This window comes from Xanthomonas sp. WHRI 7064, from assembly GCF_040202355.2.
In the GTDB taxonomy this organism is placed as follows: Bacteria; Pseudomonadota; Gammaproteobacteria; order Xanthomonadales; family Xanthomonadaceae; genus Xanthomonas; species Xanthomonas arboricola.
Genome location: NZ_CP167821.1, coordinates 3,341,771 through 3,367,791 on the forward strand (window position 1 = coordinate 3,341,771; position 26,021 = coordinate 3,367,791).

Here is a 26,021-nt window from a genome sequence, read left to right on the forward strand (position 1 = left end):
AGAGCCTACATGGACGTACTTGCGGCGTGTCCCGCGATGGTGGCCGGGCAAGGGCCCTGCAGCCAAGCAGCAGATCGGCCGCCTTGCAGCGAAGGCCCAAACATCCGCTCCGCACCAGACCGGCACTACGTCGTTTTCAGCCACTCCAAATCCAAAATCTGTTGCGTACGGGGGGCGAACACACCGCTTCATCGCGTGCCGGCGTTCAACCACTCTCGCAACCGCAGGCTGTCGAATGGCCAGCCCAGCTCGCGCCCGTGCGCATCGCGCAGCACCGGCACGCGCTCCCCATAAGCGGCCTCAAGCGCCGCATCGCCGTCGATGAAGACACTGCCGAACTCGCCCGCGCGTGCCTGCGCCAGCACTTCCACGGCCTGGTCGCACAGGTGGCAATCGTCGCGCTGATACAGGATCAAGGCCATCGGGAAGTCTCATGCTGCGCTGCAGCCGTGCCGCAAGCGCCGACCGACTAGAATAGCCGCCTTTACGCTCACCTCTCCGGCAAGCATGGCTGTCAGCACGTTCGACCTGTTCAAGATCGGCATCGGTCCGAGTTCCTCCCACACCGTGGGGCCGATGCGCGCGGCCGAGCGCTTCGTGCATCGCTGGCTGCTGGATGCCGGCCGCCTGCAGGACGTGGTGCGCATCCGCGCCGAAGTCTTCGGCTCGCTGGCCCTGACCGGCCGCGGCCACAGCACCGACAAGGCCGTGCTGCTCGGCCTGGAAGGCCACCGCCCCAACCTGATCGACCCGGACATCATCCCGGCCACGCTGGAGCGCATCCGCACCAGCAAGCGCATCAGCCTGATGGGCCAGCACGTCGTCGCCTTCGACGAAAAGCGCGACCTGCCGATGAACAAGCGGCAGAAACTGCCCTACCACACCAACGGCATGCGCTTTACCGCCTACGATGCCGATGAAGCGGTGATCGCCACGCGCGATTACTACTCGGTCGGTGGCGGCTTCGTGGTCAACCAGGACGATGCCGCCGACGACCGCATTGTGGCCGACGAAACGCCGCTGCCCTACCCCTTCCTCAGCGGCGACGAATTGCTCGCGCAATGCGCGCGCAGCGGCCTGAGCATCGCCGCGCTGATGTTCGAAAACGAAAAGAGCTGGCGCAGCGAGGACGAGATTCGCGCGGGCCTGCGCGAACTCTGGAGCGCTATGCAGTCCTGCGTGGAGCGCGGCATCCGCCAGGAAGGGACGCTACCGGGTGGCCTGAACGTCTCTCGGCGCGCACCGGCGTTGTACCGCGAGCTGTCGTCCAAACCGGAAGCGGCAATGCGCGATCCGCTGACCACACTGGACTGGGTCAATCTCTACGCACTGGCCGTCAACGAGGAAAACGCGGCCGGTGGCCGCGTGGTCACTGCACCCACCAACGGCGCGGCCGGCATCATCCCGGCGGTGCTGCATTACTTCGACCGCTTCTGCCCCGGTGCATCCGAGCAGCGCATCTTCGACTTCCTGCTCACCGCTGCGGCCATCGGCATCCTCTACAAGGAAAATGCCTCCATTTCCGGCGCCGAGGTCGGCTGCCAGGGCGAAGTGGGCGTGGCCTGCTCGATGGCCGCCGGTGGCCTGGTCGCCGCGCTGGGCGGCAACCCGGGGCAGATCGAAAACGCTGCGGAAATCGGCATGGAACACAACCTGGGCCTGACCTGCGACCCGATCGGCGGCCTGGTGCAGATCCCCTGCATCGAACGCAATGCAATGGGCGCGGTGAAGGCGATCAACGCCAGCCGCATGGCCATGCGCGGCGACGGCAAGCACAAGGTGTCGCTGGACAAGGTCATCAAGACCATGCGCGACACCGGCCGCGACATGCAGGACAAGTACAAGGAAACCAGCCGCGGCGGCCTGGCGGTCAACGTTATCGAATGCTGAGCCGGGCGCGGCCCCGGGCCGCGCCATGCATCGCCACCGAGCGCAGCAACGCGGTGCGCACGCGTAAAAAAAGACGCCCAACCCCTTGCATCCCCGGCAGGCGCAGAAAGCTGCGCAGATCGAGCAAGCTGCGAACGTCCTGCCCTGCAACAAGTGTACCCAGCAGGCACCCGTCTCCCGCCTGCGGGGCAAGGGTTCCGAAGTGCGGATGGGGCCATCGCCACCGCGATCATTAGCGTTTGCCGGAAGCAGACATGCCGACACGCGGCGCAGCCATGCAACATGCTGTGCCACGGCACGATTGCAGTCACTGTCCAGACATCGCCAGACAGGGGAATGCGCCCAACTGCAGCGCCCGCTAACGCGGTCGCATGGCAGAGCTGTACGTCCCCACCACATGCCGCCATGTACCGTCTGACGCTGGATTCCGACGGAGATCGCGATGCGACAGCTTGCCTGCACTCTCGCCCTGGCCCTGGCCTGCGGCCCATTGATGGCACAGGAAGCCAGCTACGGCCCGCGCCTGGAAGGCTTCGATTACCCGTATCCGGTCAAGACCTTCGCATTCACCTCGCAACGGCAGCCGCTGGAAATGGCGTACCTGGATGTCGCGCCCACCGGCAAACCCAACGGGCACACCGCCGTGCTGCTGCATGGCAAGAATTTCTGCGCCGCCACCTGGGAGCAGACCATTGCCGCGTTGAGCACCGCCGGCTACCGCGTCATCGCGCCTGACCAGGTGGGCTTCTGCAAGTCCAGCAAGCCGGCTGCCTATCAGTTTTCCTTCGCACAGCTGGCCGACAACACCCAGGCGCTGCTGAAGAAGCTGGGCATCGACCGTGCGGTGGTGGTCGGCCATTCGATGGGCGGCATGCTCGCCATCCGTTACGCGCTGATGTATCCGCAGGCCACCGAGCACCTGGCCCTGGTCGACCCGATCGGCCTGGAAGACTGGAAGGCCGAAGGCATTCCGTGGCGTAGCGTCGACGCCTGGTACGACAACGAACTGAAGATCAGCTTCGAGCGTATCAAGAAGTATCAGATGGAGGTCTACTACGCCGGCCAGTGGAAGCCCGAGTTCGAACGCTGGGCGCGCATGCAGGCCGGCATGTCGCTGGGCAACGGCAGGCAGGCGGTTGCCTGGAACCAGGCGCTGACCTACGACATGGTGTTCAACCAACCTGTGGTCTACGAACTGCCCAAACTCAGCGTGCCGACCACGCTGTTCATTGGTCTCAAGGACCGCACCGCGATCGGCAAGGACACCGCACCGCCGGAGGTCAAGGCACGTGTCGGCGATTACACCAAACTGGGCAAGCGTGCGGCCGAGGCGATTCCGAACGCGAAGCTCGTCGAATTCGCCGACCTCGGACATTCGCCGCAGGTGCAGGACCCGACACGGTTCAATGCCGCGTTACTGAAGGCGATTGCGCCGTAAGCAATGCCAGCAGCGGTGCGATTGGCGTGACCAACGCGTCCTCGGAAGCTGCAGCTTGCGCATACGCGAGCTGCAGCTGAGTCGTTTGCAAGGTGCAGAACAGCCGGCAGGCCATCAACACGCGTAGCGATCCAATCGACAGCGCGCGCACCCACAGCCGCGCTCAAAGAGCGCCGGCGCCTTTCCATGTCCTTAGCCGGCTACCCAGCCACAATTCGCAACACATCATCCAGCAACGCCGCCGCCGTCACTTCGGCACCCGCGCCCGGCCCCTGGATCAGCAATGGCTGCTGACGATAGCGATCGCTGCTGATGGCGACACGGTTATCGGTACCGGCGCCGCCGGCCAGCGGGTGATCCAGCGCCAACTCGCGCAAGCCGACGCTGGCACCATGTGCGTCCACACGGCCGACGAAGCGCAGGCAACGCCCCGCGGCACGTGCCTGCTGCCAGCGCGCGCCGACCACCGCATCCAGCGCGCCCAGTTGCGCATCCAAGGCGTCAAGCGGCAACCGCGCAATGCTTGCGGGCACCAGCGATTCCACATGCACCTGTTCGGCTTCCAGCTGCCAGCCCGCTGCGCGCGCCAGGATCAGCAACTTGCGCCGCACGTCCTCGCCTGATAGATCGATGCGCGGATCCGGCTCGGTATAGCCGGCCGCCATCGCCTCACGCACGCAATCGGAAAATGCGCCGGTGCCGTCGTAGCGATGAAACAGCCACGCCAGCGATCCGGACAACACGCCTTCGATCGAATGGATATGGTCGCCGCCCGCCACCAGCGCGCGCACGCTGCTCAGCACCGGCAACCCCGCCCCCACGGTGGCGCTATCGCCGTAGTGCGCACCGCTGGCGTGACGCGCCGCGTGCAAGGCCTGCGCGCGCGACAACGCGGTGCCCTGGCCCAATTTGTTGGCAGTGACCACGTGTACGCCACGCAGCAGCCATTCCGCATGCCAGTCGGCAACGACCTCGCTGGCGGTCGCATCCACCAGCACATCGCCGGCACGCAAGGCGGTGGTTTCCGCCCAGGGCTGCAGCACGGCCTGGCCACGCGGCGCGGCATTGACCTGGTGCAAGGCCTGTGCGGCGCTGGTGCCGCAATCGTGGGCAATACGCGAGTTGGCCAACCAGTCAAAGCGCGGCAACTGCAGCTGGCGCTCCTGCAGCGCGGTGTAGCGGGCCACGAACGCGCGCCCCACCGTCCCGGTTCCCAGCAAGGCCAGCCGTGGTGTCGGCGTCACCGCTGCCGCCGAAGCGCGGCGCGAAACAGGCAGCACAGTGCTCACGCGTCGACCTGTTTGCGGCTTGCGCTGGTCAGCGTCGCTTCGGCACGCGCCAGGCCGGCGCGCAGATCGATCAACAGGTCTTCTGCCGATTCGATACCGATCGACAGCCGCAGCAAGCCATCGGAAATCCCGGCGGCAGCGCGGGCTTCGGCGGTCATCGCCGCATGCGTCATCGAGGCCGGATGTGCGATCAGGCTTTCCACACCGCCCAGCGACTCGGCCAGGGTGAAATAACGCAGGCCATCGACAAACGCGCGCACTGCGGCTTCGCCACCGTCGAGCTCGAAACTCATCATCGCGCCGAAGCCCTTCTGCTGGCGCGCGGCCAGTGCATGACCCGGATGTGCAGCCAGCCCGGGGAAATACACCTGGTTGACCACCGCATGCCCGTCCAGCAGCTCGGCGATGGCGTCAGCGTTTTCCTGATGCACGCGCAGGCGCGCATCCAGCGTGCGCAGACCGCGCAAAGTGAGGAAGGCATCGAACGGCGAACCGGTAAGGCCCAGCGCATTGGCCCACCACACCAGCTGCTGATGCAGCTCGGCATCGCGCGCGACCACCGCACCGCCCACCACATCGCTGTGACCGTTGATGTACTTGGTGGTGGAGTGCAGCACCAGGTCCGCCCCGAACTCCAGCGGCTTCTGCAGCGCCGGCGACAGGAAGGTGTTGTCCACCACGGTCAATGCGCCAGCCTTCTTCGCCGCCTCGATGACAAAGCGCAGATCGGTGATGCGCAACAAAGGGTTGGACGGGGTTTCGATCAGCACCAGCTTGGGTGCCTGCGCCAGCGCATCGGCCAGCGAACGCGGGTCGGTGAGGTCGGCGGTGATCAGCGCGAAGTGGCCCTTCTTGGCCAGCGCGTTGAACAGGCGCCAGCTGCCGCCGTAGGCATCGTGCGGCACCACCAGGGTGTCGCCCGGTTGCAGCAGCGCATTGAGCACCAGATTGATCGCGCCCATGCCGGTGGAGGTGATCACCCCACCCGCGCCGCCTTCCAGCTCGGCCAGCGCTTCGCCGAGCAGATCGCGGGTCGGGTTGCCGCTGCGGGTGTAGTCGTACTGGCGCTTGTTGCCGAAACCATCGAAGGAGAAGTTCGACGACAGCACGATCGGCGGCGTCACCGCACCATAGGCAGTGTCGCGATCGATGCCGGCGCGGACGGCGGCGGTGGCGGCGGTACAGGGGGCGTCGGCGGGGTCACGAAAGCTCATGCGGTTTCTCCGGTGATGCGAAGGGCAGTGGCGAGGATCGCGTCGATGCGATCGATTTCTTTCAGGAAGGCGTCGTGGCCATACGGCGAGCGCAGCACGCGCAGACTGCCGCGCGGCCCCAACCCTTCGACCAGGCCGACCAGGTCGGCCAGCGGCACCAGGCGGTCGCCCTCCACCGCAACGACGACGGTGGGCACGCGCACCTGCGCCGGGTCGATGCGATGCAGGTCGATGGATTCGGACAGTCGCAAGTAGGCGGTCACCGGCGTGCGCGCGACATACTGCGCGCCGGCGGCATCCAGGTAGTCTTCGGCGGCTACGCGCACCCGGCCATTGATCACTTCCGGCGGCGCGTCGAAGCGCTCGCTGAATTCTTCCGGGGTGCGGTAGCTGAGCATGGCGAACTGCCGTGCCAGCGCCAGCCCATGGTTTTCGGCGCATTGCAGCTGGCCCAGCGCCACCGCGCGGCGCTGCAGTGCACGCCAGGCGGCGGCATACGGATGGGCGCGATGCGCGCCACTGACCGCAACCAGGGTACCGACGCGGGCGGCATGGCGGGTCGCGAATTGCAAGCCGACCAACGCGCCGTACGAGTAGCCGACAAAGCCATGCAAACGCGCGATACCCATCACATCCAGCAAGGCGGCGATCGCATCGGCCTGGTCGGCGGTGTCGATTGGCGCATCCAGCGTGCCGTCGGCACCGAGAAAATCGAACGCCAGCAGGCGGCGCGATGCAGGATCCAGCGCGCGGCCGGCACCTACCAGGCCATCCACCCAGCCCTTCTCGGGGAACAGGTCGCTGGCGGCCAGATGGCGATGCGCGGAAATTCCGCCGGCCACGAAGACCACCGGCGCATTGGCGGCGCCGACCAGCTCATAGCGCAGCCGCAGCTCGCGCATGCCGGCATGGCGCATCGGCAAGGCAATGACACGCTCGCCGCGCACGGCAATCAAGCCGTCGTCGGTGGCGGCGGGTGGATCGGCGTATTCGGTCGGTGTCGGCGATGCTGTATTCACGAGGCTCATGGCGATATCCGGGGTGGATCGGCCATCGAGCTTCGCGGGAGCTCGCGTTCGACGTGCGCAAGGCACGATTCGAACCATCTTTCGGCGGACGCGGAGGTCCCCGCAGGATTTGGCACCAAACGCGGGCGCTTGCGCGCTCCGCTGGCTGCCCCGGCATCAAAGGGCCTGTCCCTCCGCCGGTCTCGATGGTGAGGCTAAGATGCCACCGCTTTTTTGCGATGTCAATCTCTTCATGCGGATGGAAAGATATATTTTCATCCGATACCACTGCGGCCTGTGATGGACCGCATACTTGAGGCCCCTTCGTTCGAGCCGATCGCGTGCCCCACCACGTGTCTCGCAGCGCCCTGCCTGCCCTCGCCTGGCCTTTCTTGCTCGCGGTTCTGGTGTGTGCCGCACCCGCCAACGCGCAGCAACGCTGGCATTGGCCCGGTGCCGCAAACACGACTGCGAGCTCGCCAACAATCGCAGCGGCACAGGCGGCGCCCGCATCTTCCGACACCGGCCCGTCGCTGCAGTTGGAGTGGCAGGCACCGGCCTACCTGGCCTGGGTCAGCAACCCGCTGGCCGGGCCCGAACAGGTGCAGCTGAGCGCACCGCCCAGCGAGGATTACCGCGCCGTGCCGCAGTTGCCGCTGACGGTGCAACTGGCTGCGCATGAGCGCCGCCTGCTCGCCCGGCTGTATCCGGCCAGCAACCAGCGCAGCCTGGGTGGGCTTGGACTCAAGCTCGACGTGGTGCCCGGCGATCCGCAGGCTCGCCCGCAGCAGCAAGTGCGTTACCAGCTCCCGTTTCGCGATGCGCCGATCCAAGTGGACCAGGGCTTTGGTGGGGCTTTCAGCCATACCGATGCGCCCAACTGGTACGCGGTGGACTTCGCGCTGCCGCAGGGCACGGCTGTGCTGGCGGCGCGCGAGGGCACGGTCATGGAGGTGCGGCGCGATGTCATCGAAGGCGGCCCGCATGACCAGGCCGCCGGTGCCGGCAACCTGGTGCGGGTGCTGCACGCCGACGGCAGCATGGCCATCTATGCCCACCTGGCACCCGATGGCGTTGCAGTAAGCCCAGGCCAGGTGGTGCGCACCGGCGAACGCCTGGGCGCCTCGGGCAGTACCGGCTTCAGCACGGCCCCGCACCTACATTTTTCGCTCCAGCGCAACGCGGACATGCGCCTGATCTCGTTGCCATTCCGGATGCTGGGCCCGCAGGGCGAGTTGCAGTTCCCCTCGCCGGCACCGTGAGTGGCGGCGCCCGGGAGCGCCAACCTGCCGCCCGGAGAGCCCCTGACCGGCGCTACAGAGGCCGGCTGCGGCGAAGCCGCTATAATCTCCGGCTTCCTCAGTTTCCGCAGGCGTCCGACCGGGCGCGCTCAGCCCATGTCCGACGTCTCCAACGAAGCCGCGCGCCGCCGCACCTTCGCCATCATTTCCCACCCCGATGCGGGCAAGACCACGCTGACCGAAAAGCTGCTGCTGTTCGGCGGTGCGATCCAGATGGCAGGCTCGGTGAAGGGCCGCAAGGCTGCCCGTCACGCCACCTCGGACTGGATGGCGCTGGAAAAGGAGCGCGGCATCTCGGTCACCTCCTCGGTGATGCAGTTCCCGTACGAGGGCAAGATCGTCAATCTGCTCGATACCCCCGGCCACGCCGACTTCGGCGAGGACACCTATCGGGTGCTGACCGCGGTGGACTCGGCGCTGATGGTCATCGACGTCGCCAAGGGCGTGGAAGAACGCACCATCAAGCTGATGGAAGTCTGCCGCCTGCGCGACACCCCCATCATGACTTTTATCAACAAGCTCGATCGCGAGGGCAAGAACCCGATCGATCTGCTGGATGAAGTCGAAACCGTGCTCGGCATCCAGTGCGCCCCAGTCACCTGGCCGATCGGCATGGGCCAGCGCCTGAAGGGCGTGGTGCACCTGATCACCGGCGAGGTGCACCTGTACGAACAGGGCCGCAACTTCACCCGCCAGGATTCGACCATCTTCCCGTCACTGGATGCACCCGGACTTGCCGAAAAGATCGGCGCGCAGATGCTGGCCGAGCTGCGCGACGAACTGGAACTGGTGCAGGGCGCCAGCAATCCGTTCGACCTGCAGGCCTACCGCGCCGGCCAGCAGACCCCGGTGTTCTTCGGCTCAGGCGTCAACAACTTCGGCGTGCAACCGCTGCTGGATTTCTTCATCGAGCACGCACCGCCGCCGCAGGCGCGCGACACCACCGGCCGCCGGGTCGAGGCGACCGAAGCCAAGCTCAGCGGCTTCGTCTTCAAGATCCAGGCCAACATGGACCCGCAGCATCGCGACCGCGTGGCCTTCATGCGCGTGTGCTCGGGCAAGTTCACCGCCGGCATGAAGGCACTGCACGTGCGCAGCGGCAAGGACGTCAAGCTGGCCAACGCGCTGACCTTCATGGCCTCCGACCGCGAGATCGCCGCCGAAGCCTGGCCGGGCGACGTGATCGGTATCCACAACCACGGCACCATCTCCATCGGCGACACCTTCACCGAAGGCGAATCGCTGTCGTTCACCGGCATTCCCAACTTCGCACCGGAGCTTTTCCGGCGTGCGCGCCTGCGCGACCCGCTCAAGCTCAAGCAGTTGCAAAAGGGCCTGGCACAGCTGTCCGAAGAAGGCGCCACGCAGTTCTTCCGCCCGTTGATGAGCAACGATCTGATCCTCGGCGCGGTGGGCGTGCTGCAGTTCGACGTGGTGGCCTACCGGCTCAAGGACGAATACGGCGTGGACGCGATCTTCGAGCCGGTCAGCGTCACCACCGCACGCTGGGTACATTGCGACAACGCCAAGAAGCTGGAGGAGTTCCGCGAGAAAAACGCCGGCAACCTGGGCATCGACGCGGCCGGCCAGCTGGTGTATCTCGCACCGACGCGGGTGAATCTGCAGCTGGCGCAGGAACGTGCGCCGGACGTGCGCTTCTCTGCCACGCGCGAACACGCGCATGCCAAGGCGATCGATTGACCGCGGCTTGAACCGACGCCTGCGACCGCACTTGCTGGCGATGCGAATTGCTCGCAATTGCGGTACCTTTTTGGCATGAACGCAGACGCCTCCCCCTTGACCGACCTGCGCGACGAGATAGCCAGCGCCGTGACCCACGGCCTGGGTGCCATTGCCGCATTGGCCGGTGGCTCGGTGCTGATCACGCTGGCCGCCATCTATGGCGACGGCTGGCAACTGGCCACCTCCATCGTGTTCAGCGCCACCCTGGTGTTGCTGTACGTCGCCTCCACGCTGTTTCATGCCATCCCGCATCCGGGCGCCAAGGCGCGCCTGCAGGTGCTCGATCACTGCGCGATCTATCTGTTGATCGCCGGCACCTACACCCCGTTTACGCTGATCAATCTGCGCGACTCCTGGGGCTGGGGATTGTTCGCCGCGATCTGGACGATCGCCGCTGCCGGAGTGGTCTTCAAACTGTTTTTCACCGGTCGTTTCCGCCTGCTGTCGACAGTGCTGTATCTGGCGATGGGTTGGCTGATCGTGGTGGCGATCCAGCCGTTGCTGCGCTCGGTCGATACCTGGTCTCTGTGCTGGCTGCTGGCTGGCGGGCTCTTCTATACCCTGGGCACGTATTTCTACCAACGCGACACCCAGCGCTATTTCCACGCGATCTGGCATCTGTTCGTGCTGGCGGGCAGCGCGTGCCACTTCGTTGCGGTGATTGCGCAGGTCATGTGAGGCGCGATCTGCAGCGCGTTCGCGCGCCGTGCACGAGGCATCGCCAACCATGGCCCGCGTGAACAACGTGACCGACACCTCAGCTGCACCACCTTCCCCCACGCCACGTCGTCGACGCTGGCTGGTCGGGCTTGCCATCGCCGCCGCCGTGGTGATCTTCGTGCTGCTGTTCCAGTGGAACTGGCTGCGCGGTCCGGTCGAGCGCCTAGTCAGCGCCAAGACCGGTCGCGAATTCCATCTCGGCTATCTGGACGTGAAGCTGGGCCGCACGACCACCGTGCGCGGCAATCGTCTGAGTCTGGCCAACGCAGCGTGGTCCAAGCGCGGGCCGATGGCCGAGCTCAATTCGGCCGAGATCGATGTCGAGTTGTGGCCGCTGTTGCGCGGCAAGGTGCGTCTGCCGGAAATTCGTCTGGATCACCCAACCGTCTTGCTGGAAGCCGGCGACGATACCCATCCCGGCAACTGGGTATTCGATCAGGATGGTGGCGATGGCACGATGCCGCGCCTTGGCCGCCTGCTGGTGAACAACGGGCGCCTGCAATACGTCGATGCAGCCAATCGCTCGGACGTGGATGTGGCGATCAACAGCCTTGCACCACCGAGCAGCGACCAACGTGCAGCGCCGATCGGCATCGACGGCAAGGGCCGCTGGAAGGGCTATCCCTTTACGCTCAAGGGCAATACCGCCTCGCCGCTGGAGCTGAGCCAGAGCGAGCACCCGTTCCGCATCGATCTGCGCGGCAGCGCCGGCGCCACCCGCACCCACGTGCGCGGCACCTTGACCAACCCGTTCCAGTTCCAGGTCTTCGATCTGCAGATGGCGCTCAGCGGCCAGGACATGCAGGATCTGTATCCGCTGACCGGCGTGGCCATGCCGTCGACGCCGCCGTACAAGCTAGACGGCCATCTGCGCCGCAACGGCCAGCTCTGGCGCTACGAAAAATTCACCGGCACCGCCGGCGACAGCGATCTGTCGGGCACTGCAGAAGTGGACCTGCGCAACAAGCGTCCGTTCCTGCGTGCCGATCTGGCGTCCAAACGCCTGGACTTCGATGACCTGGCAGGGTTCGTCGGCGCACCACCGAAGACCGGCGCAAACGAGTCGGCAAATGCCGAACAGAAAAAACAGGCGGCACAGCTCGCGGCCAGCGCGCGCGTGCTGCCCAGCACTCCTTACGACCTGTCGAAGCTACGCGCGATGGATGCGCAGGTACGCTGGCGCGCACAGCGCATCAATGCGCCGTCGTGGCCGCTGGACGACATGGATGCCTCGCTGACATTGAAGGACGGCCTGCTGCAGCTGGACCCGCTGAACTTCGGCGTTGCCGGTGGCGATATCCGCTCCACCATCCGCATGGATGCGCGCAACGAGGTGATCACCACGCACCTCAAGGCAGGTCTTCGCGGCATTCGGCTGGATCAGCTCTTCCCCGATACCGCCCTTGCCAAGCAGGCCTCGGGTGCCATCGGTGGTGAATTCGATCTGCGTGGACGCGGCAACTCGATCGGCGCGATGCTCGGTACCGCCGACGGCACGATCGGCGTGGGCATGGGCCGCGGCCATGTCGGCAATCTGATCATGGAGCTGGCCGGGCTGGATATCGCCGAATCGCTCAAGTATCTGGTCACCAAGGACCGCCAGATTCCGGTGCGCTGCATCTTCGGCGACTTCGGCGTACAGGACGGCCTGATGCAATCGCGCGCGCTGGCGTTCGACAGCACCGACACCATCATCATCGGCGAAGGCAGCGTCAGCTTGAAAGACGAAACGCTGGATCTGCTGCTGCGCCCACGCCCGAAAGACCGCAGCATCCTGAGCCTGCGCTCGCCCTTACGAATCGGTGGCAGCTTCAAGGACCCGACCTTCCGTCCCGACTTTAAGGCATTGGGCCTGCGTGGCGCGCTTGCGGTCGGCCTGGGCATGATCGCTCCACCCGCCGCGTTGCTTGCAACCTTCGAACCGGGTCCCGGCAAGGACAGCAATTGCGGCGGCAAGTTCGCAAAGTAAGTGCACTACACGACTTTGGGCGAACAGCAGACCTGTCCAATGCTGTAGCGATGGTGGCAAGGTGTCGATCGCATGCAAGTGCATTGACGGATGCAGTGACCCCAAAACTGCAGTGATGGCACGGATCGAAAGGAGCTGATCAAACCGCAGTCCTCGAACGACCGCACGGCCTGCACTGCTTGCACCATGCAAACCGACCCTCCCGACTGGTCCTTGCCCGTCCACCGTCGCGGGACCTTACGCGGCATGGACGCCGCGTAAGAGCCTACAAGGACGTACTTGCGGCGTGTCCTGCGATGGTGGGCGGGCAAGGGCCTTGCAGCAAACTCACAGCGTCGAGAACACCGCACCAGGGAGTTTGCTGACTGCTTTATTGAGAGCGATGCACACCGACCATCTCAACTGACCCTTGCCCGCTCCCCGTCGCGGGACCTTACGCGGCATGGATGCCGCGTAAGAGCCTACAAGGACGTACTTGCGGCGTGTCCTGCGATGGTGGGCGGGCAAGGACCTTGCAGCAACCCCGCAGATCAATCGCTCTACAGCTGAGCTATCCGCCCGCAACAGGCACACGCAGCTATGTCGAGCAACAGCGTGGCTCAAGACAAAACGCAGGGAACGTAGCCGGTACGGCCCTAGCTGGCGATGTAACGCTGCAACTGATCGATGTCGCGCTGCTGGTTCTCGATCACCGCCTTGACCAGATCGCCGATGGAAATCACGCCCTGCACGCGGCCATTGTCGACCACCGGCAGATGCCGGAAGCGTCCATCGGTCATCAACTGCATGCAGCGCTCCACCGTGTCCGACGGCGACACTGTCACCACCTGGGTACTCATGATTTCGGAAACGCTGGTGGTCGATGAGGCGCGATCGCGCAGCACCACCTTGCGCGCGTAATCGCGCTCGGACACGATGCCGACCAAGCGTGGCCCGTCCATCACCAACACCGCGCCGATGCCTTTGTCGGCCATCAGCCGGATCGCCTCGATCACTGCAGCGTCTGCCGCTACCGCGAATACCTCAACCTGTTTGGTCCCCAACAGCTGTCGTACGGTCTGCATGGCCCGCTCCGCGCTTGGTCTGGTGGTCGCAGACTACTCCCACCGCGCCGCGGTGGGTATCGACCAGGTAGAGCGGACGCTGCTTGGCCTCGTCATACAAGCGGCCCAGGTATTCGCCGATCAGGCCTAGGGCGATCAGCTGGATACCGCCAAGGAACAGGATCACCGACATCATGGTCGGCCAGCCGGCCACCGGGTCGCCCATCAGCGCCGCCTTGATCACCACCCAGCCACCGAACAGGAATGCCACCAGCGCGGTGAGCAAGCCCAGATAGGTCGCCACGCGCAGCGGCACGGTGGAAAAACTGGTGATGCCATCCAGCGCGAAGTTCCACAATCGCCACACCGTGAACTTGCTGCGCCCCGACAGCCGCGGCGCACGACGGTATGGCAATGCCACCTGGCGAAACCCGACCCAACCAAACAGCCCCTTCATGAAACGGTGGCGCTCGCGCAGCTGCTGCAAGGCCTCCACCACCCGCGGCGACAACAGCCTGAAATCCCCGGTATCGGCCGGAATCGGCGTGCGCGACAACTGCCGGATCACCCGGTAGAACGCATGCGCCGCGCTGCGCTTCAGCCAGCTCTCGCCCTCACGGAAAATCCGCGTGCCAAAGATATTGTCGTAACCGGCACGCCACAGCGCGACGAACTCGGGGATCAACTCCGGCGGGTCCTGTCCATCGGCATCGAGCAGCACCACCGCACCGGGCAGCACATGGTCCAGGCCTGCAGAAATAGCCACTTCCTTGCCGAAGTTACGCGACAGCCGCACCGCACTCATTTGTGCGTCAGCATCGGCAAGTGCCTGCAACACGCTCCAGGTGCCATCGCTGCTGCCATCGTCGACATACAGCACATGCGTCTGCACGCCACTCAGACCCGCCAGCACTGCGCATAGGCGCGGATGCAGCAGTGGAATGCTGGTCTCCTCGTTATAGGCTGCAATCACCACCGTCAGGCGGTCTGCTACCACCGGCAATTGTGCGGGTCCGGACGTCTGCACGCTCACGGCGCCTGCAGATACGCAGGGCCACCCAGCTGGCGCGCCTGCCGCTGGATCCATGCCGTTCGCCGTTGCACATAGGCGCCGGGACGACGCGCGTCATAACGGCGTGGCGAGGGCAGCACCGCCGCCAGGCGCGCCGACTCGGTCGGTGACAACCCAGCCGCATCCTTGCCCCAGAATTGCCGGGCAGCGGCCTGCGCGCCATACACCCCGTCACCGAACTCGGCCACGTTGAGATACATCTCCAGAATGCGCTGCTTCGGCCACAGCAACTCGATCAGCACCGTGTACCAGGCCTCTAGGCCCTTGCGTACCCAACTGCGGCCTTGCCACAGGAACACGTTCTTGGCGACCTGCTGACTGATCGTGCTGGCCCCGCGCACGCGTCCACCGCGCGCATTGTGATCGCGCGCCTTTTCGATCGCCTGCAGGTCGAAGCCGTGATGCACCGGAAACTGCTGATCCTCCGCAGCCACCACCGAAATCGGCAGGCTTGCGGCGATCCTGTCGTAGTCGCGCCATTGCTGGTGCAGCGAAAAATCCCAGTCGCCCTCGCCCCAGGCTTCCAGATAGCGCCCCACCATCATGCTGCTGATCGGCGGATCGACCACCCGCAGCACCAGCACCTGCAGCACGCTCGCGGCGGCAAACAGCAGCGGTGCTGCCAACAGCCAACGTAGCCAGCGCCGCGCGCGCCGCGGTGGCGCCACCTGCTTGCCATCCAATGCATCCGTCCCCATTGTTCGCTACGACCTTTCATCCCGATGCTCGTTGCATTATCCGGCAACCGGCGTCCCTTACGTCCGATGTTCCCATGACCGATCACGATCAGCTTTCCCGTTTCCTGCTGCCTGCTGCCGGCGTGCGCGGCGTCCATGTCCGCCTGACCCAGGCCTGGCACGACATCCAGGGGGCCGCCGACTACCCGCCCGCCGCACGCCAGTTGCTCGGCGAGGCGGCGGTGGCCGCCGCCCTGTTCACCGGCCACACCAAGGTCGACGGGCGTCTGTCGGTGCAGCTGCGCGGCAACCAGACGCTGCGCACCCTGTTCGCCGAATGCACCGCGGCCGGCACCTTGCGCGGCATCGTGCAGCTGGCCGACGGCGCCGATGCGCCCGCTGACCTGCGCGAACTGGGCGAGGCCGCGCTGCTGGCCATCACCATCGAGAATCCCGGCCTGGACCCGCGCGAACCGCAGCGCTACCAGAGCCTGGTCGGCATGCAGGCGCCGGATCTGGCCGAGGCCTTCGAGACCTATTTCCACCAGTCCGAGCAGTTGCCGACCCGCCTGCTGCTGGCCGCGGGCCCAGACCAGGCCGCAGGCCTGTTGCTGCAAAAGCTGCCCGGCGACGAGGGCGACACCGATGGCTGGACCCGCATCGGCGCGTTGTTCGACACCCTGGGCGCACCTGAATTGCTGTCGGTCGCCAGCGAGGACCTGCTGCACCGGTTGTTCCACGATGAAGACACCCAATTGCTGGGCAGCAAGCCGCTTAGCTTCGGCTGCTCCTGCTCACGCGAGCGGGTCGCCTCGATGCTGCAGTCCCTGGGCGAAGACGAAGCCCGCGCCGCTGCCGAAGCGACCGGCGAGGTCGAGGTCCGTTGCGAGTTCTGCGGGCGTGAGTATCACTTTCCGTTGACCGCGCTGGACGTACTTTTCAGCGAGGCGCAGCCGTCGCTGGACGCGCCGGAAAGGTTGCAATAGATAGCGTTGACGCCGCGTTCTGGGGAACGCGGCCACTTGTTAAATAATCATAAACGCCCTAGCATTCTCATTGCCCGCTCTCGGGAACTTAACAACTGCCCCTGGGTCTGAACTCTGGTATGCGCCACCTTCTTCGCCTCCCGCTCGCTTTGCTGGTTGCCCTCGCGGCAGCCACGGGTGTGCATGCGCAGTCGGCGTCCCAGCAGTTGCGTGAGAGCACCATCCTGCCGGTGTGGAACAAGGGCAGCGGCAAGGTCGAAGCCTTTCTGTACCTGGAGCCCACCGGCGAGCAGAAGGCCGGCGCACGCTGGCACTTCGGTCGCAACTCGCTGGACGCAGCCTTCGGCCTGACTTCCGGCGATTCGCTGGGCCTGATCTGCAACAGCAGCCGCGGCACCAACATCAACGGACTCGCCAGCCACTGCCTGCTCGCAGGCATCGGCGATGACGAAGAAGACAGCGCCGCTGCATCGCGCCGCGTCTCGGCGACCCTGGGCTTCAACCGCGCTGGCACCCGCGCCGGCGTCACTGCCGGCACCGGCCGCGACACCCTGCCGGCCTGGTTGATCGGCGCCGGCAAGGCACCGCTGACCCGCGTCGAACAGAACGACCTGACCGTGTTCGGGCAGAAGAACATCGGCCGCGAAGGCTTCGTCTCGATCGGTGGCACCTATGCGCGCGCCCGCCTGGTGCCGCTTGCCGACGTTTCGCCAGCGATTGCCGACCAGTGGGACAGCAAGACCTTGAGCGTCGGCGGCGGCTATGGCGCCTTCAGCGCCAACGTCATCGGCCGCGTCGTCGACGTCCCCGGCCAGCCGGAAAAGTGGGAAGGCCTGGGCCTGGGCCTGACCTGGCGCACCCCCTGGAGTGGCCAGCTGACGGTCGGCGCAGAGAACGTCATCTCCCGCGGCAAGAACCCGTTTGCGCCGAGCAACGAGAGCAACAGCGACGGTACGATCCCCTACGTTCGGTACGAGCAAGACCTCTAAGTCATTGATTTGATAATAATTTTATAGGACGCCACCGGTTTGCAGCCGGTGGCGTTTTTCGTTCTGGGTCCGCGCCCGAGGCTGCCTTTCACGTCTTTCTTCTTTTTCGTTAACGGGACTTTAATTTCTCGCATAACGCATATACCATCGGTTCACCCTGACGTTTTGGATCCGCTTCTTTCGGACCCCCCGACAGGCAAACAACCCTTGGCAGTACCCAAGATCACTTGGAGAGAGAGCTAATGAATTGCAAGTCCAACAAGCTGCGCGATGCAGTTGTCCTCGCGCTTGTCGTGGGCGTGGCCGGTACCGGTACCGCCGTCGCGCAGGAAGCCGGCACCACCAACCTCGACAAGATCGAAGTGACCGGTTCGCGCATCAAGCGCGCCGACGTTGAAACGTCGCAGCCAGTCTTCACCATGAGCCGCCAGCAGATCGAATCGCAGGGTCTGACCTCGATCGGCGACGTGATCCAGAACATCAGCTCGGGTGGTTCGGCGCTTAACAGCAACGTCAACAATGGCGGCAACGGCGAAACCCGCGTCAACCTCCGTAACCTCGGTTCCAACCGCACCCTGGTGCTGGTTAACGGTCGTCGTTGGGTCGGCGGCACCGGCCTGGGCGGCGCAGTCGACCTCAACACGATTCCGACTGCTGCCGTCGAGCGCATCGAAGTCCTGAAGGACGGCGCCTCCACGATTTACGGCTCCGACGCCATCTCTGGCGTGGTCAACATCATTCTGCGCCAGAACTTCGATGGCGCCGAAGCGAATGCTTATTTCGGCCAGTACGACAAGGGCGACGGCAGCCGCGAGTCCTACGACTTCACCATCGGCTCGACCGGCGATCGTTGGCACGCCACATTGGGCGTTGGCTACGTCAAAGAAGAGCCAGTCTGGGCAGGTGATCGCGAAATCTCGTCGGTCCCGGTGTTCGGCGCCGTTGCCGGCACCGGCAACAGCACCACGATTCCTGGCGGTCGCTTCGGCATCTTCGGGCCGACCGGCACCAGCGCCACTGGCACACCCACCTTTGGCGCAACGCGCTTCAACGGAACGCCTGGGTTCTCCATCACCAATAACGGTGGTACGACCTCGCGCAACTACACTGCAGCCGACAGCTACAACTTTGCGCCGGCTAACTATCTGGTGACCCCGCAGGAGCGCAAGTCGGTATTCGCCGACGCTGGCCTGTCGATCACGGACAATGTGCGCTTCAAGACCACGGTGACCTACAACGAGCGCGAGTCGAGCCAGATCCTGGCACCGATGCCGGTCGTTCTTGGTCGCTCCGCGCCCGGCACCAACGGCGCAGATATCGTTATTTCGGCAAACAACATCTACAACAACACCGGCCGCGATATCGACTACATCCAGTACCGCGCCGAAGAGACCGGCGGTCGCATCTTCACCCAGAACGTCAAGACGTTCGGGTTTAGCGGCGCATTCGAGGGTGATTTCGAAGTTGGCCAGCGTTTCTTCAGCTGGGAAGCCGGGATGTTCTACGGCAAGAATGACCAGACCGATCGCACCACCGGCCTGTTCAATATTTCTGCACTGCGTAACGCGCTTGGCCCGTCGTTTGTCGACGCTGGCGGTGTAGCACGCTGCGGTACCGCTGCCAGCACGATCGACGGCTGCGTGCCGATGAACATGTTGAGCGGCCCGGGCTCGTTGACCCCGGAAATGCTGGGTTACGCTGGCTTCAATGCACATGACCTCTATGGGTACGAGCAGAAGACCTATTTCGGCAACATCGGCGGCGAGCTGTTCGACCTGCAGGGAGGTGCATTTGCATTCTCCTTTGGCGCTGAACACCGTGAAGAGTCGGGCTTTGACGATCCGGACGCGCTGATCAACTCCGGTGACACCACCGGCAACGCACGTACCGCGACCAATGGCGGCTACAAGCTGGACGAAGCCTACCTCGAACTCGCCGTGCCGCTGCTGGCTGACCTGCCGGGCGCACAGTTGCTGGACTTCAGTCTGGCCACGCGTTATTCGGACTACAGCAACTTCGGCGACACCACCAACAGCAAGTTTGGTTTCCGCTGGAAGCCGATCACCGACTTGATGATCCGTGGTAACTGGTCGCAAGGCTTCCGCGCACCATCGATCAACGAGCTGTTCCAGGGCGTAAGCGATACCTTCGAAGACGTGCGTGATCCTTGCGCAGGCTCCTTCAGCGATGGCTCCGTCAACGGAACGCGTCCGGGTTCGTGCGGCGCAGTCCCAGCCTATGCACAGGCCAACCCGCAGGTACGTACCGCCACTGGCGGCAACCCCAACCTGCAGCCGGAAACGTCGACGTCCAAGACTTTGGGCTTTGTATTTAGCCCGAGCTGGGTCACCGGCCTGGATATCTCGCTGGACTGGTGGAACATCGAGATCGAAGATGCAATCGACACGCAGACCGTGCAGGAAACCCTGGACAGCTGCTATTTGGCAGGCATCGCCAATGCTTGCTCGCTGATTCAGCGCGAACCTACTGGCGAAGTGTCGAATCTGCTGGCAGTGCCGAACAACATTGCGAAGATCGAGGCTGAAGGTTACGACTTGACCGTAGGCTATCGTTTGCCGGACACCGCATGGGGCAGCTTCAGCCTGGTGTGGGACTCGACCTACATGAGCAAGTTCGTGGTTGAGAAGCCGCTGCAGGATCCCGAAAACCGCGTTGGTTTGTATCGTGGCGGCTCGGCACAGGACAACAACTGGCGCATCCGCTCCAACCTGATGCTCAATTGGGAATTGGGCGACGTCGGCGGCTCGGCATCCATGCGCTACTACAGCTCGCAGGTCGAAAACTGCACTGGCGCCAACGTGGCGACTCCGGCGAACGTGGCGCTGCTGTGTTCGGATCCGGATCGTGTGACCGCTGCAGGTGCAGCGCCGCGTAATCATGTTCCCAGCGTGACCTACACCGATCTGGCCGCGTACTGGAAGGCCCCGTGGAACGCCCGGGTGACCGTCGGCGTGAATAATGCATTTGACCGCGATCCGCCGCAGGCCGCAACGGCGTTTGCCAATAGCTTTGACCCGCAGTACGAAATCCCGGGTCGCTTCTACTACATGCGTTACACCCAGAAGTTCTGATATTCGTCCGCTTAAGTAATACGTAAATAAAAAACCGCGACTCGAAAGAGTCGCGGTTTTTGTTTGCTCAACCATCAAACATCAACTCGTGCCGGACGCCTGAAACCTACCCAGGAATCAACGTCTGGATCACATGCTCGACGTAAGCTTCGAAGTCTTCGCGGGCTTGCTTGGGTTGCTGCAGTTGCAGCGAGAGCTGCAGGAAGCCGACGTAGGCGGCGTAGGCCAGCCGGGCGCGGTGTTGGGCGTCGGTGCGGCTCAGGCCGGCCTGGCGGAACGAGGCGATCAGGTAATCGAGGCGGCGCTGCGAGACACGGTCGATGACCGGGCGCACGGCCGGGTGGTCGAGTGCCTTGAGCAGTTCGCTGTAGATGACGTGCGGTTTGACTTCGTGGGCGACCAGTTGGAACAGCGCGCGCAGGCGTGCGCTGGGGTCCGGGACGTCTTCCAGGCTGCCGAATACTTCCTTCTGTTCGAAGATTTCCCAGCGTTCCAGGGCTGCCTGCAGCAATGCATCGCGCGAGGGGAAATGCCAGTAAAAGCTGCCCTTGGTGACGCCGAGCCGGCGTGCCAGTGGCTCCACCGCGACGGCGCCCACCCCTTGTTCTGCGATCAGGTCCAGTGCGGCCTGCGCCCAATCGTCCGCGCTGAGGCGGTTGCCGCGACCGGACGTGGCGCGGGGCGTAGTAAGGCTTGGGTCGGTGATGTCATTCATTGCCGCGATTTAACCATACGCTTGAGTCAGTTGCAGTATGCATCACAAAAAGGACACACAACTGCCACGATTCAATGGCTTAACCGTCCATACCAAGGAGTATTGACAGCGACCCAGGCAGGTCCATACCATGAGGTATGGTCACCTCTTCTCCTAGCCTCGCCCATCGTGCGTCCACCACGCGCATCGACGCTGGCGAGACATCGCTTGCGGTATCGGTGCGCGGCACGGAACACGCGCCGACGGTGCTGCTGGCGCACGGGTTTGGACAAACCCGGCATGCATGGGAAAGCACTGCGGCCCGACTGGCCACCGCCGGCCACCGGACGCTGGCCTACGATGCCCGCGGTCACGGCGATTCCGGTTTCAACGACGCAGACCTGCCCTACTCGGCCACGCAGTTCACCGATGACCTGATCGTGCTGGCAGGCGAGCAGGCCGAGCCGCCGGTGCTGGTTGCCGCATCGATGGGCGGCTTGTTCGGCCTGCTTGCCGAGGCGCGCTGGCCAGGCCTGTTTCGCGCGATCGTGCTGGTCGACATCACGCCGCGCTGGGATACCGGGGGCGTGGAGCGCATCCTGCGTTTCATGACCGCGCATCCGGATGGCTTCGCATCGCTGGATGCCGCCGCCGATGCGATTGCCGCGTATTTGCCGCAGCGCCCGCGCAAGACGGCCGAGCAGTTGCAGGCCTTGCTGAGGCAGCGCGCAGACGGGCGATGGCACTGGCACTGGGATCCGCGGCTGGTCGATGAACTGGCAGGACAGGACCAGCACGCACAGCAGCAGACCTTGCTGGACGCCGCCGCGCGGGTGCGTTGCCCGATGCTGCTGATCAGCGGCGGGCGTAGCGATCTGGTCACGCCGGACAATATCAACGAATTCCTGTCGATCGCCCCGCATGCGCAGCACGTGCATCTGCCCGATGCCACGCACATGCTGGCCGGCGACGACAACACCACGTTTACCGCAACCGTGTTGCATTATCTGGACGCACTGCCCCCGGTTGGCACCATCGCAGCGTCCAACATTACCGAGCATGTCACTGGAGCAAGACCATGAGCATCGTTGCACCGTTCCTCCTCGTCATCCTGGCGGCGGGCATCGCTGCCTATCACCGCATGCGCCTTGCCACCTGGGTCGCACTAAGCGCCTGTGTGCTGGTGGCCTGCTGGCTGCTGGGTGCCAATCTCACCGCAACCATCGTCGCTGCCGTGCTGGTGGTGCTGGTTTCCGCGCCGGTGCTGCTGCCGTTCCTGCGCAAGCCGCTGCTGACCACGCCGCTGATGGGCTTCTTCCGCAAGGTGCTGCCGCCGCTGTCGCAAACCGAACGCATCGCGCTGGAAACCGGCTCGGTGGGCTTTGAAGGCGAACTGTTCACCGGCGACCCGGATTGGCAGAAGCTGCTGAACTATCCCAAGCCGCAACTGAGTGCCGAAGAGCAGGCATTCCTGGACGGCCCGGTCGAAGAGCTGTGCAAGATGGTCAACGACTGGGAGATCACCCACGTCCACGCCGACCTGCCGCCGGAGCTGTGGGAGTACATCAAGAAGAACAAGTTCTTCGGCATGATCATTCCCAAGCAGTACGGCGGCCTGGGCTTCAGCGCGCTGGCGCATCACAAGGTGATCCAGAAGCTGTCCTCGATCTCCAGCGTGGTCAGCTCCACCGTCGGCGTGCCCAACTCGCTCGGGCCGGGCGAGCTGCTGCTGCATTACGGTACGCCGGAACAGAAAGACTATTACCTGCCGCGCTTGGCTGTCGGCGCCGAGGTGCCATGTTTCGGTCTGACCGGCCCGTTTGCTGGCTCCGATGCCACCTCGATCCCCGACTACGGCATCGTCTGCAAGGGCGAGTGGAATGGCGCCAACGTGCTCGGCGTCAAGCTGACCTTCGACAAGCGCTACATCACCCTGGCGCCGGTGGCCTCGCTGATCGGCCTGGCATTCCGCGCCTACGATCCGGATGGCCTGATCGGCGACAAGAAGGACATCGGCATCACCCTTGCGCTGTTGCCGCGCGAGACCCCTGGCGTGGAAATCGGCCGTCGCCATTTCCCGCTCAATTCGCCGTTCCAGAATGGCCCGATCCATGGCGAGGAAGTGTTCATCCCGCTGAGCCAACTGATCGGTGGCGTGGAGATGGTCGGCAAGGGTTGGAACATGCTCAACGAATGCCTGGCGGTGGGCCGCTCGATCACCCTGCCCTCCACGGCCAGCGGCGGTGGCAAGTACGCCGCCGTGGTCACCGGCGCATATGCGCGTATTCGCAAGCAGTTCGGCCTGTCGATCGGCCGCTTCGAGGGCGTGGAAGAAGCGCTCGCGCGGATCGGCGGCAAGGCGTATGCAATCAGTGCGTTGTCGCAGGCCACCGCTGCGGCAGTGGACCGTGGCGATGTGCCGTCGGTGCCGTCGGCGATCGCCAAGTATCACTGCACCACCATGGGCCGCGAAGTGGTCAGCGACATGATGGATGTGATCGGCGGCAAGGGCATCATCCTGGGTCCGCGCAACTTCGCCGGCCGTGCCTGGCAGGCTGCGCCGATCGGCGTGACCGTGGAAGGCGCCAACATCATGACCCGCAGCCTGCTGATCTTCGGCCAGGGCGCAATCCTTTGCCATCCGTGGGTAATGAAGGAGATGCAGGCGGCGCAGGATCCGGATACGCGTCGTGGCCTGGAAGAGTTCGACCAGAGCCTGTTCGGGCATATCCGCTTCGGCATCTCCAACGCAGTGCGCTCGTTCTGGTTCGGTCTGACCGGTGCGCGCATCGGAGCAGCGCCGGGCGATGCGTATACGCGGCGCTTCTTCCGCAAGCTGGATCGTTATTCCGCCAACCTGGCGCTGATGGCCGACGTGTCGATGCTGATGCTCGGCGGCAAGCTCAAGTTCAAGGAATCGCTGTCCGGCCGTCTGGGCGATGTGCTGAGCCACATCTACCTGACCAGCGCGATGCTCAAGCGCTATCACGACGAAGGCGCGCCGGCGACCGATCAGCCACTGTTGGCCTGGGCGTTCCATGACAGCGTGCACAAGATCGAAACCGCACTGTCCGCCGCGCTGCGCAACTTCCCGATCCGTCCGGTGGGCTGGTTGATGTGGGTGCTGATCTTCCCGCTGGGCCGTCGTGCCGAGGCACCGGGCGACCGCCTGGGACATCGCGTGGCATCGATCCTGATGACGCCGAACGAAGCGCGCGACCGTCTGGGCCAGGGCGTGTTCCTGACACCGTGCGCCAACAATCCGGGCGGACGTATCGCCAGCTACCTGGCCAAGGCCGTGCTGGCCGAGCCGGTGGAGCGCAAGTTCCTCAAGGCGCTCAAGACCAAGGGCATCGAAGCGCTCGACTTCACCGCCCAGCTGGACGAAGCCGTGGCAGAGGGCGTGATCACCATCGACGAGCGCAGGCAGCTGGAAGAGTTGCGCGAGATCATGATGGACACCATCGCCGTCGACGACTTCGACCCGCACGAGCTGCGCGCAGCCAGCTACTACGACAGGCCGCAGGCCCAGCAACCGCGCGAAGCGGCGTAAGTCTCAGGCCGAGGTGACAAGCAGACAGCGGCGGGCTTCGGCCCGCCGTTGTCGTTTGTGGAGATTGGCTACTGTGGAGACCGACCATCTCGCAGTTGCACTGCCTGCCGCCGTCACCTTCGACCAGTTCGCGATAACTGCAGTTCCAGCGAGCCGCCTGGTAGGAGCGGGCTTGCCCGCGATGAAGCTCTAGCGGTAACGCCTCATCGCGGGCAGGCCCGCTCCTACAGACAGCGAGCACAACGCCTCAGCGTGGCAACCACAGCAACGCCAGGGCAATCAACGCGGGCAAGGCCTGCACGAAAAAGATGCGGCGGTTGACGCTGTAGGCGCCGTAACAACCTGCCACGACGACACAGCCCAGAAAAAAGCTCAGCACATCCGCGCGTGCCTGCAGCGCGCCCCAGAACAGGCCCGCCGCCAGGAAGCCGTTGTACAGGCCCTGATTGGCCGCCAGCACGCGCGTGGCCTGCGCCTTCTCGAGGGTATTGCGGAAGGTCTTCAGGCCCAGCGGCCGCGTCCACAGCACCATCTCCAAGACCAGGATGTAGACGTGCAACAGAGCGACGAACAGACCGGCAACGATGGCGAACAGGGACATGGCAGATCGGCGTGATGGATGTGGCGGCCAGCATAGCGGTGATTGCTGCCCTGCTGTTCAGAGCAGACGATGGAACCCGACGCGCCGGCGAGACATGGGAGATGTGCAGGACCTGCATGCACGATCGGAGCGTCGCGATTGCGAACATCGGCGGCGTGTCCTGCGATGGTTATTGCGCGGGCACAGGTGCTGCAGCCAAGTTGCAGATCAAGCGCTCTACATCTGAGTCTATCGGCTCGCCACGCTCGTCCAAAGGCAAACGCGGCTAGTTCAAACAGCGGCATCGCTTAGGTGCAGCCCAACGCCAAGGTCAAAAGCTCAGTCAGTCGAGCACGCAGTGCCCTCTCCGGTTGCGGGACACGCCGTTCATGCCCTGCTTGCCTATGCACACCGACCATCTCGACCGGTCCTTGCCCGCCCACCGTCGCGGGACCTTACGCGGCATGGATGCCGCGTAAGAGCCTACAAGGACGTACTTGCGGCGTGTCCTGCGATGGTGGGCGGGCAAGGGCCCCGCAGCAAGCTCACAGCGTAGAAGGCGCGGCGAGGACACCGCACCGACTGCGGCTGTTTTGTTGAACGCCATGCACGCCGACTAGCTCGACAGGTCCTTGCCCGCCCATCGTCGCGGGGCCTTACGCGGCATGGATGCCGCGTAAGAGCCTACATAGACGTACTTGCGGCGTGTCCCGCGATGGTGGGCGGGCAAGGGCCCCGCAGCAAGCTCACAGCGTAGAAGGCGC

General features: G+C 64.6%; 20 protein-coding genes and 1 riboswitch. Of the genes, 11 read left to right on the forward strand and 9 right to left on the reverse strand.

Going from position 1 to position 26,021, the window contains the following annotated elements:
* Positions 1-188: 188 nt before the first annotated feature.
* Positions 189-422, reverse strand: a complete 234-nt coding sequence (locus tag ABQY74_RS14410) for a glutaredoxin family protein (RefSeq protein WP_016904749.1) — start codon at positions 420-422, stop codon at positions 189-191.
* Positions 423-507: 85 nt separating this feature from the next.
* On the opposite strand from ABQY74_RS14410, the gene ABQY74_RS14415 reads away from it, so the two are divergent.
* Positions 508-1,890: an L-serine ammonia-lyase gene (locus ABQY74_RS14415; protein ID WP_126967576.1), complete on the forward strand. Its 1,383-nt coding sequence runs from the start codon at positions 508-510 to the stop codon at positions 1,888-1,890.
* A gap of 442 nt (positions 1,891-2,332) precedes the next feature.
* On the forward strand, positions 2,333-3,328 hold the full coding sequence (locus ABQY74_RS14420) for an alpha/beta fold hydrolase (protein WP_039519684.1): 996 nt from the start codon (positions 2,333-2,335) through the stop codon (positions 3,326-3,328).
* 200 nt (positions 3,329-3,528) lie between these two features.
* On the opposite strand, the gene ABQY74_RS14425 is transcribed toward ABQY74_RS14420, so the two are convergent.
* From ABQY74_RS14425 to ABQY74_RS14435, 3 genes are read right to left on the reverse strand one after another with little or no spacing between them, the layout of a single operon-like run.
* Positions 3,529-4,617: a homoserine dehydrogenase gene (locus ABQY74_RS14425; protein ID WP_349791935.1), complete on the reverse strand. Its 1,089-nt coding sequence runs from the start codon at positions 4,615-4,617 to the stop codon at positions 3,529-3,531.
* Positions 4,614-5,831 carry an O-succinylhomoserine (thiol)-lyase gene (locus tag ABQY74_RS14430; RefSeq protein WP_039526086.1) on the reverse strand — a complete coding sequence of 406 codons (1,218 nt, stop codon included), beginning with the start codon at positions 5,829-5,831 and terminating at the stop codon, positions 4,614-4,616. The genes ABQY74_RS14425 and ABQY74_RS14430 overlap by 4 nt, the downstream gene beginning before the upstream one ends.
* Complete coding sequence (locus tag ABQY74_RS14435) at positions 5,828-6,859, reverse strand: homoserine O-succinyltransferase (RefSeq protein WP_349791938.1); 1,032 nt, start codon at positions 6,857-6,859, stop codon at positions 5,828-5,830. The genes ABQY74_RS14430 and ABQY74_RS14435 overlap by 4 nt, the downstream gene beginning before the upstream one ends.
* Before the next feature lie 71 nt (positions 6,860-6,930).
* A riboswitch (SAM riboswitch) is annotated at positions 6,931-7,051 on the reverse strand.
* Positions 7,052-7,179: 128 nt separating this feature from the next.
* Between ABQY74_RS14435 and ABQY74_RS14440 the strand changes: the two genes are divergently transcribed.
* The 4 genes from ABQY74_RS14440 (at position 7,180) to ABQY74_RS14455 (ending at position 12,571) form a co-directional block, all read left to right on the forward strand.
* A complete protein-coding gene (locus ABQY74_RS14440) occupies positions 7,180-8,100 on the forward strand; it encodes a M23 family metallopeptidase (protein WP_349791939.1) in 921 nt (306 codons plus the stop codon).
* Between the two features lie 135 nt (positions 8,101-8,235).
* Positions 8,236-9,840, forward strand: coding sequence for a peptide chain release factor 3 (locus tag ABQY74_RS14445; protein WP_104590172.1), 1,605 nt, complete (start codon positions 8,236-8,238; stop codon positions 9,838-9,840).
* A 75-nt stretch (positions 9,841-9,915) separates the two neighbouring features.
* Positions 9,916-10,560 (forward strand): hemolysin III family protein, encoded by a 645-nt coding sequence (locus ABQY74_RS14450; RefSeq protein ID WP_349791941.1) that lies wholly within the window; start codon positions 9,916-9,918, stop codon positions 10,558-10,560.
* 49 nt (positions 10,561-10,609) lie between these two features.
* Positions 10,610-12,571 carry an AsmA family protein gene (locus tag ABQY74_RS14455; protein WP_372469896.1) on the forward strand — a complete coding sequence of 654 codons (1,962 nt, stop codon included), beginning with the start codon at positions 10,610-10,612 and terminating at the stop codon, positions 12,569-12,571.
* A 635-nt stretch (positions 12,572-13,206) separates the two neighbouring features.
* Here the strand turns inward: ABQY74_RS14455 and ABQY74_RS14460 are convergent.
* The 3 genes from ABQY74_RS14460 to mtgA are packed head-to-tail and all read right to left on the reverse strand — an operon-like array spanning position 13,207 to position 15,384.
* Entirely contained in the window at positions 13,207-13,635 is a 429-nt protein-coding gene (locus ABQY74_RS14460; protein ID WP_228599869.1) for a CBS domain-containing protein, read from the reverse strand.
* Complete coding sequence (locus ABQY74_RS14465; protein WP_372469898.1) at positions 13,595-14,701, reverse strand: glycosyltransferase family 2 protein; 1,107 nt, start codon at positions 14,699-14,701, stop codon at positions 13,595-13,597. Before ABQY74_RS14465 ends, ABQY74_RS14460 begins: the two co-directional genes overlap by 41 nt.
* Complete coding sequence (gene mtgA, locus ABQY74_RS14470; RefSeq protein WP_104553724.1) at positions 14,644-15,384, reverse strand: monofunctional biosynthetic peptidoglycan transglycosylase; 741 nt, start codon at positions 15,382-15,384, stop codon at positions 14,644-14,646. Before mtgA ends, ABQY74_RS14465 begins: the two co-directional genes overlap by 58 nt.
* Before the next feature lie 74 nt (positions 15,385-15,458).
* Here mtgA and ABQY74_RS14475 point away from each other — a divergent pair, with 74 nt between their 5' ends.
* From ABQY74_RS14475 to ABQY74_RS14485, 3 genes are all read left to right on the forward strand, one after another.
* Positions 15,459-16,349, forward strand: coding sequence for an Hsp33 family molecular chaperone HslO (locus ABQY74_RS14475; protein ID WP_166768877.1), 891 nt, complete (start codon positions 15,459-15,461; stop codon positions 16,347-16,349).
* 152 nt (positions 16,350-16,501) lie between these two features.
* Positions 16,502-17,338, forward strand: coding sequence for a hypothetical protein (locus ABQY74_RS14480; protein ID WP_039529771.1), 837 nt, complete (start codon positions 16,502-16,504; stop codon positions 17,336-17,338).
* Positions 17,339-17,580: 242 nt separating this feature from the next.
* Positions 17,581-20,430 (forward strand): TonB-dependent receptor domain-containing protein, encoded by a 2,850-nt coding sequence (locus ABQY74_RS14485; protein ID WP_016902763.1) that lies wholly within the window; start codon positions 17,581-17,583, stop codon positions 20,428-20,430.
* A gap of 106 nt (positions 20,431-20,536) precedes the next feature.
* Here the strand turns inward: ABQY74_RS14485 and ABQY74_RS14490 are convergent, their stop codons facing one another.
* Positions 20,537-21,145: a TetR/AcrR family transcriptional regulator gene (locus ABQY74_RS14490; protein WP_016902764.1), complete on the reverse strand. Its 609-nt coding sequence runs from the start codon at positions 21,143-21,145 to the stop codon at positions 20,537-20,539.
* 137 nt (positions 21,146-21,282) lie between these two features.
* Here ABQY74_RS14490 and ABQY74_RS14495 point away from each other — a divergent pair, with 137 nt between their 5' ends.
* Together ABQY74_RS14495 and ABQY74_RS14500 are read left to right on the forward strand one after the other, a co-directional pair.
* A complete protein-coding gene (locus tag ABQY74_RS14495) occupies positions 21,283-22,206 on the forward strand; it encodes an alpha/beta hydrolase (RefSeq protein ID WP_349791943.1) in 924 nt (307 codons plus the stop codon).
* Positions 22,203-24,677, forward strand: coding sequence for an acyl-CoA dehydrogenase (locus ABQY74_RS14500; RefSeq protein WP_047126987.1), 2,475 nt, complete (start codon positions 22,203-22,205; stop codon positions 24,675-24,677). Before ABQY74_RS14495 ends, ABQY74_RS14500 begins: the two co-directional genes overlap by 4 nt.
* A gap of 247 nt (positions 24,678-24,924) precedes the next feature.
* On the opposite strand, the gene ABQY74_RS14505 is transcribed toward ABQY74_RS14500, so the two are convergent.
* Positions 24,925-25,278, reverse strand: a complete 354-nt coding sequence (locus tag ABQY74_RS14505) for a DUF1304 domain-containing protein (protein WP_039526069.1) — start codon at positions 25,276-25,278, stop codon at positions 24,925-24,927.
* Positions 25,279-26,021 lie beyond the last annotated feature (743 nt).

Bases quoted from the DNA above. Each gene is read 5' to 3' on its own strand.
- ABQY74_RS14410 (WP_016904749.1), bottom strand. From the start codon at position 422: ATGGCCTTGATCCTGTATCAGCGCGACGATTGCCACCTGTGCGACCAG.
- ABQY74_RS14415 (WP_126967576.1), top strand. From the start codon at position 508: ATGGCTGTCAGCACGTTCGACCTGTTCAAGATCGGCATCGGTCCGAGT.
- ABQY74_RS14420 (WP_039519684.1), top strand. From the start codon at position 2,333: ATGCGACAGCTTGCCTGCACTCTCGCCCTGGCCCTGGCCTGCGGCCCA.
- ABQY74_RS14430 (WP_039526086.1), bottom strand. From the start codon at position 5,831: ATGAGCTTTCGTGACCCCGCCGACGCCCCCTGTACCGCCGCCACCGCC.
- ABQY74_RS14435 (WP_349791938.1), bottom strand. From the start codon at position 6,859: ATGAGCCTCGTGAATACAGCATCGCCGACACCGACCGAATACGCCGAT.
- ABQY74_RS14445 (WP_104590172.1), top strand. From the start codon at position 8,236: ATGTCCGACGTCTCCAACGAAGCCGCGCGCCGCCGCACCTTCGCCATC.
- ABQY74_RS14450 (WP_349791941.1), top strand. From the start codon at position 9,916: ATGAACGCAGACGCCTCCCCCTTGACCGACCTGCGCGACGAGATAGCC.
- ABQY74_RS14455 (WP_372469896.1), top strand. From the start codon at position 10,610: ATGGCCCGCGTGAACAACGTGACCGACACCTCAGCTGCACCACCTTCC.
- ABQY74_RS14460 (WP_228599869.1), bottom strand. From the start codon at position 13,635: ATGCAGACCGTACGACAGCTGTTGGGGACCAAACAGGTTGAGGTATTC.
- ABQY74_RS14465 (WP_372469898.1), bottom strand. From the start codon at position 14,701: ATGGATCCAGCGGCAGGCGCGCCAGCTGGGTGGCCCTGCGTATCTGCA.
- mtgA (WP_104553724.1), bottom strand. From the start codon at position 15,384: ATGGGGACGGATGCATTGGATGGCAAGCAGGTGGCGCCACCGCGGCGC.
- ABQY74_RS14475 (WP_166768877.1), top strand. From the start codon at position 15,459: ATGACCGATCACGATCAGCTTTCCCGTTTCCTGCTGCCTGCTGCCGGC.
- ABQY74_RS14485 (WP_016902763.1), top strand. From the start codon at position 17,581: ATGAATTGCAAGTCCAACAAGCTGCGCGATGCAGTTGTCCTCGCGCTT.
- ABQY74_RS14490 (WP_016902764.1), bottom strand. From the start codon at position 21,145: ATGAATGACATCACCGACCCAAGCCTTACTACGCCCCGCGCCACGTCC.
- ABQY74_RS14495 (WP_349791943.1), top strand. From the start codon at position 21,283: ATGGTCACCTCTTCTCCTAGCCTCGCCCATCGTGCGTCCACCACGCGC.
- ABQY74_RS14500 (WP_047126987.1), top strand. From the start codon at position 22,203: ATGAGCATCGTTGCACCGTTCCTCCTCGTCATCCTGGCGGCGGGCATC.
- ABQY74_RS14505 (WP_039526069.1), bottom strand. From the start codon at position 25,278: ATGTCCCTGTTCGCCATCGTTGCCGGTCTGTTCGTCGCTCTGTTGCAC.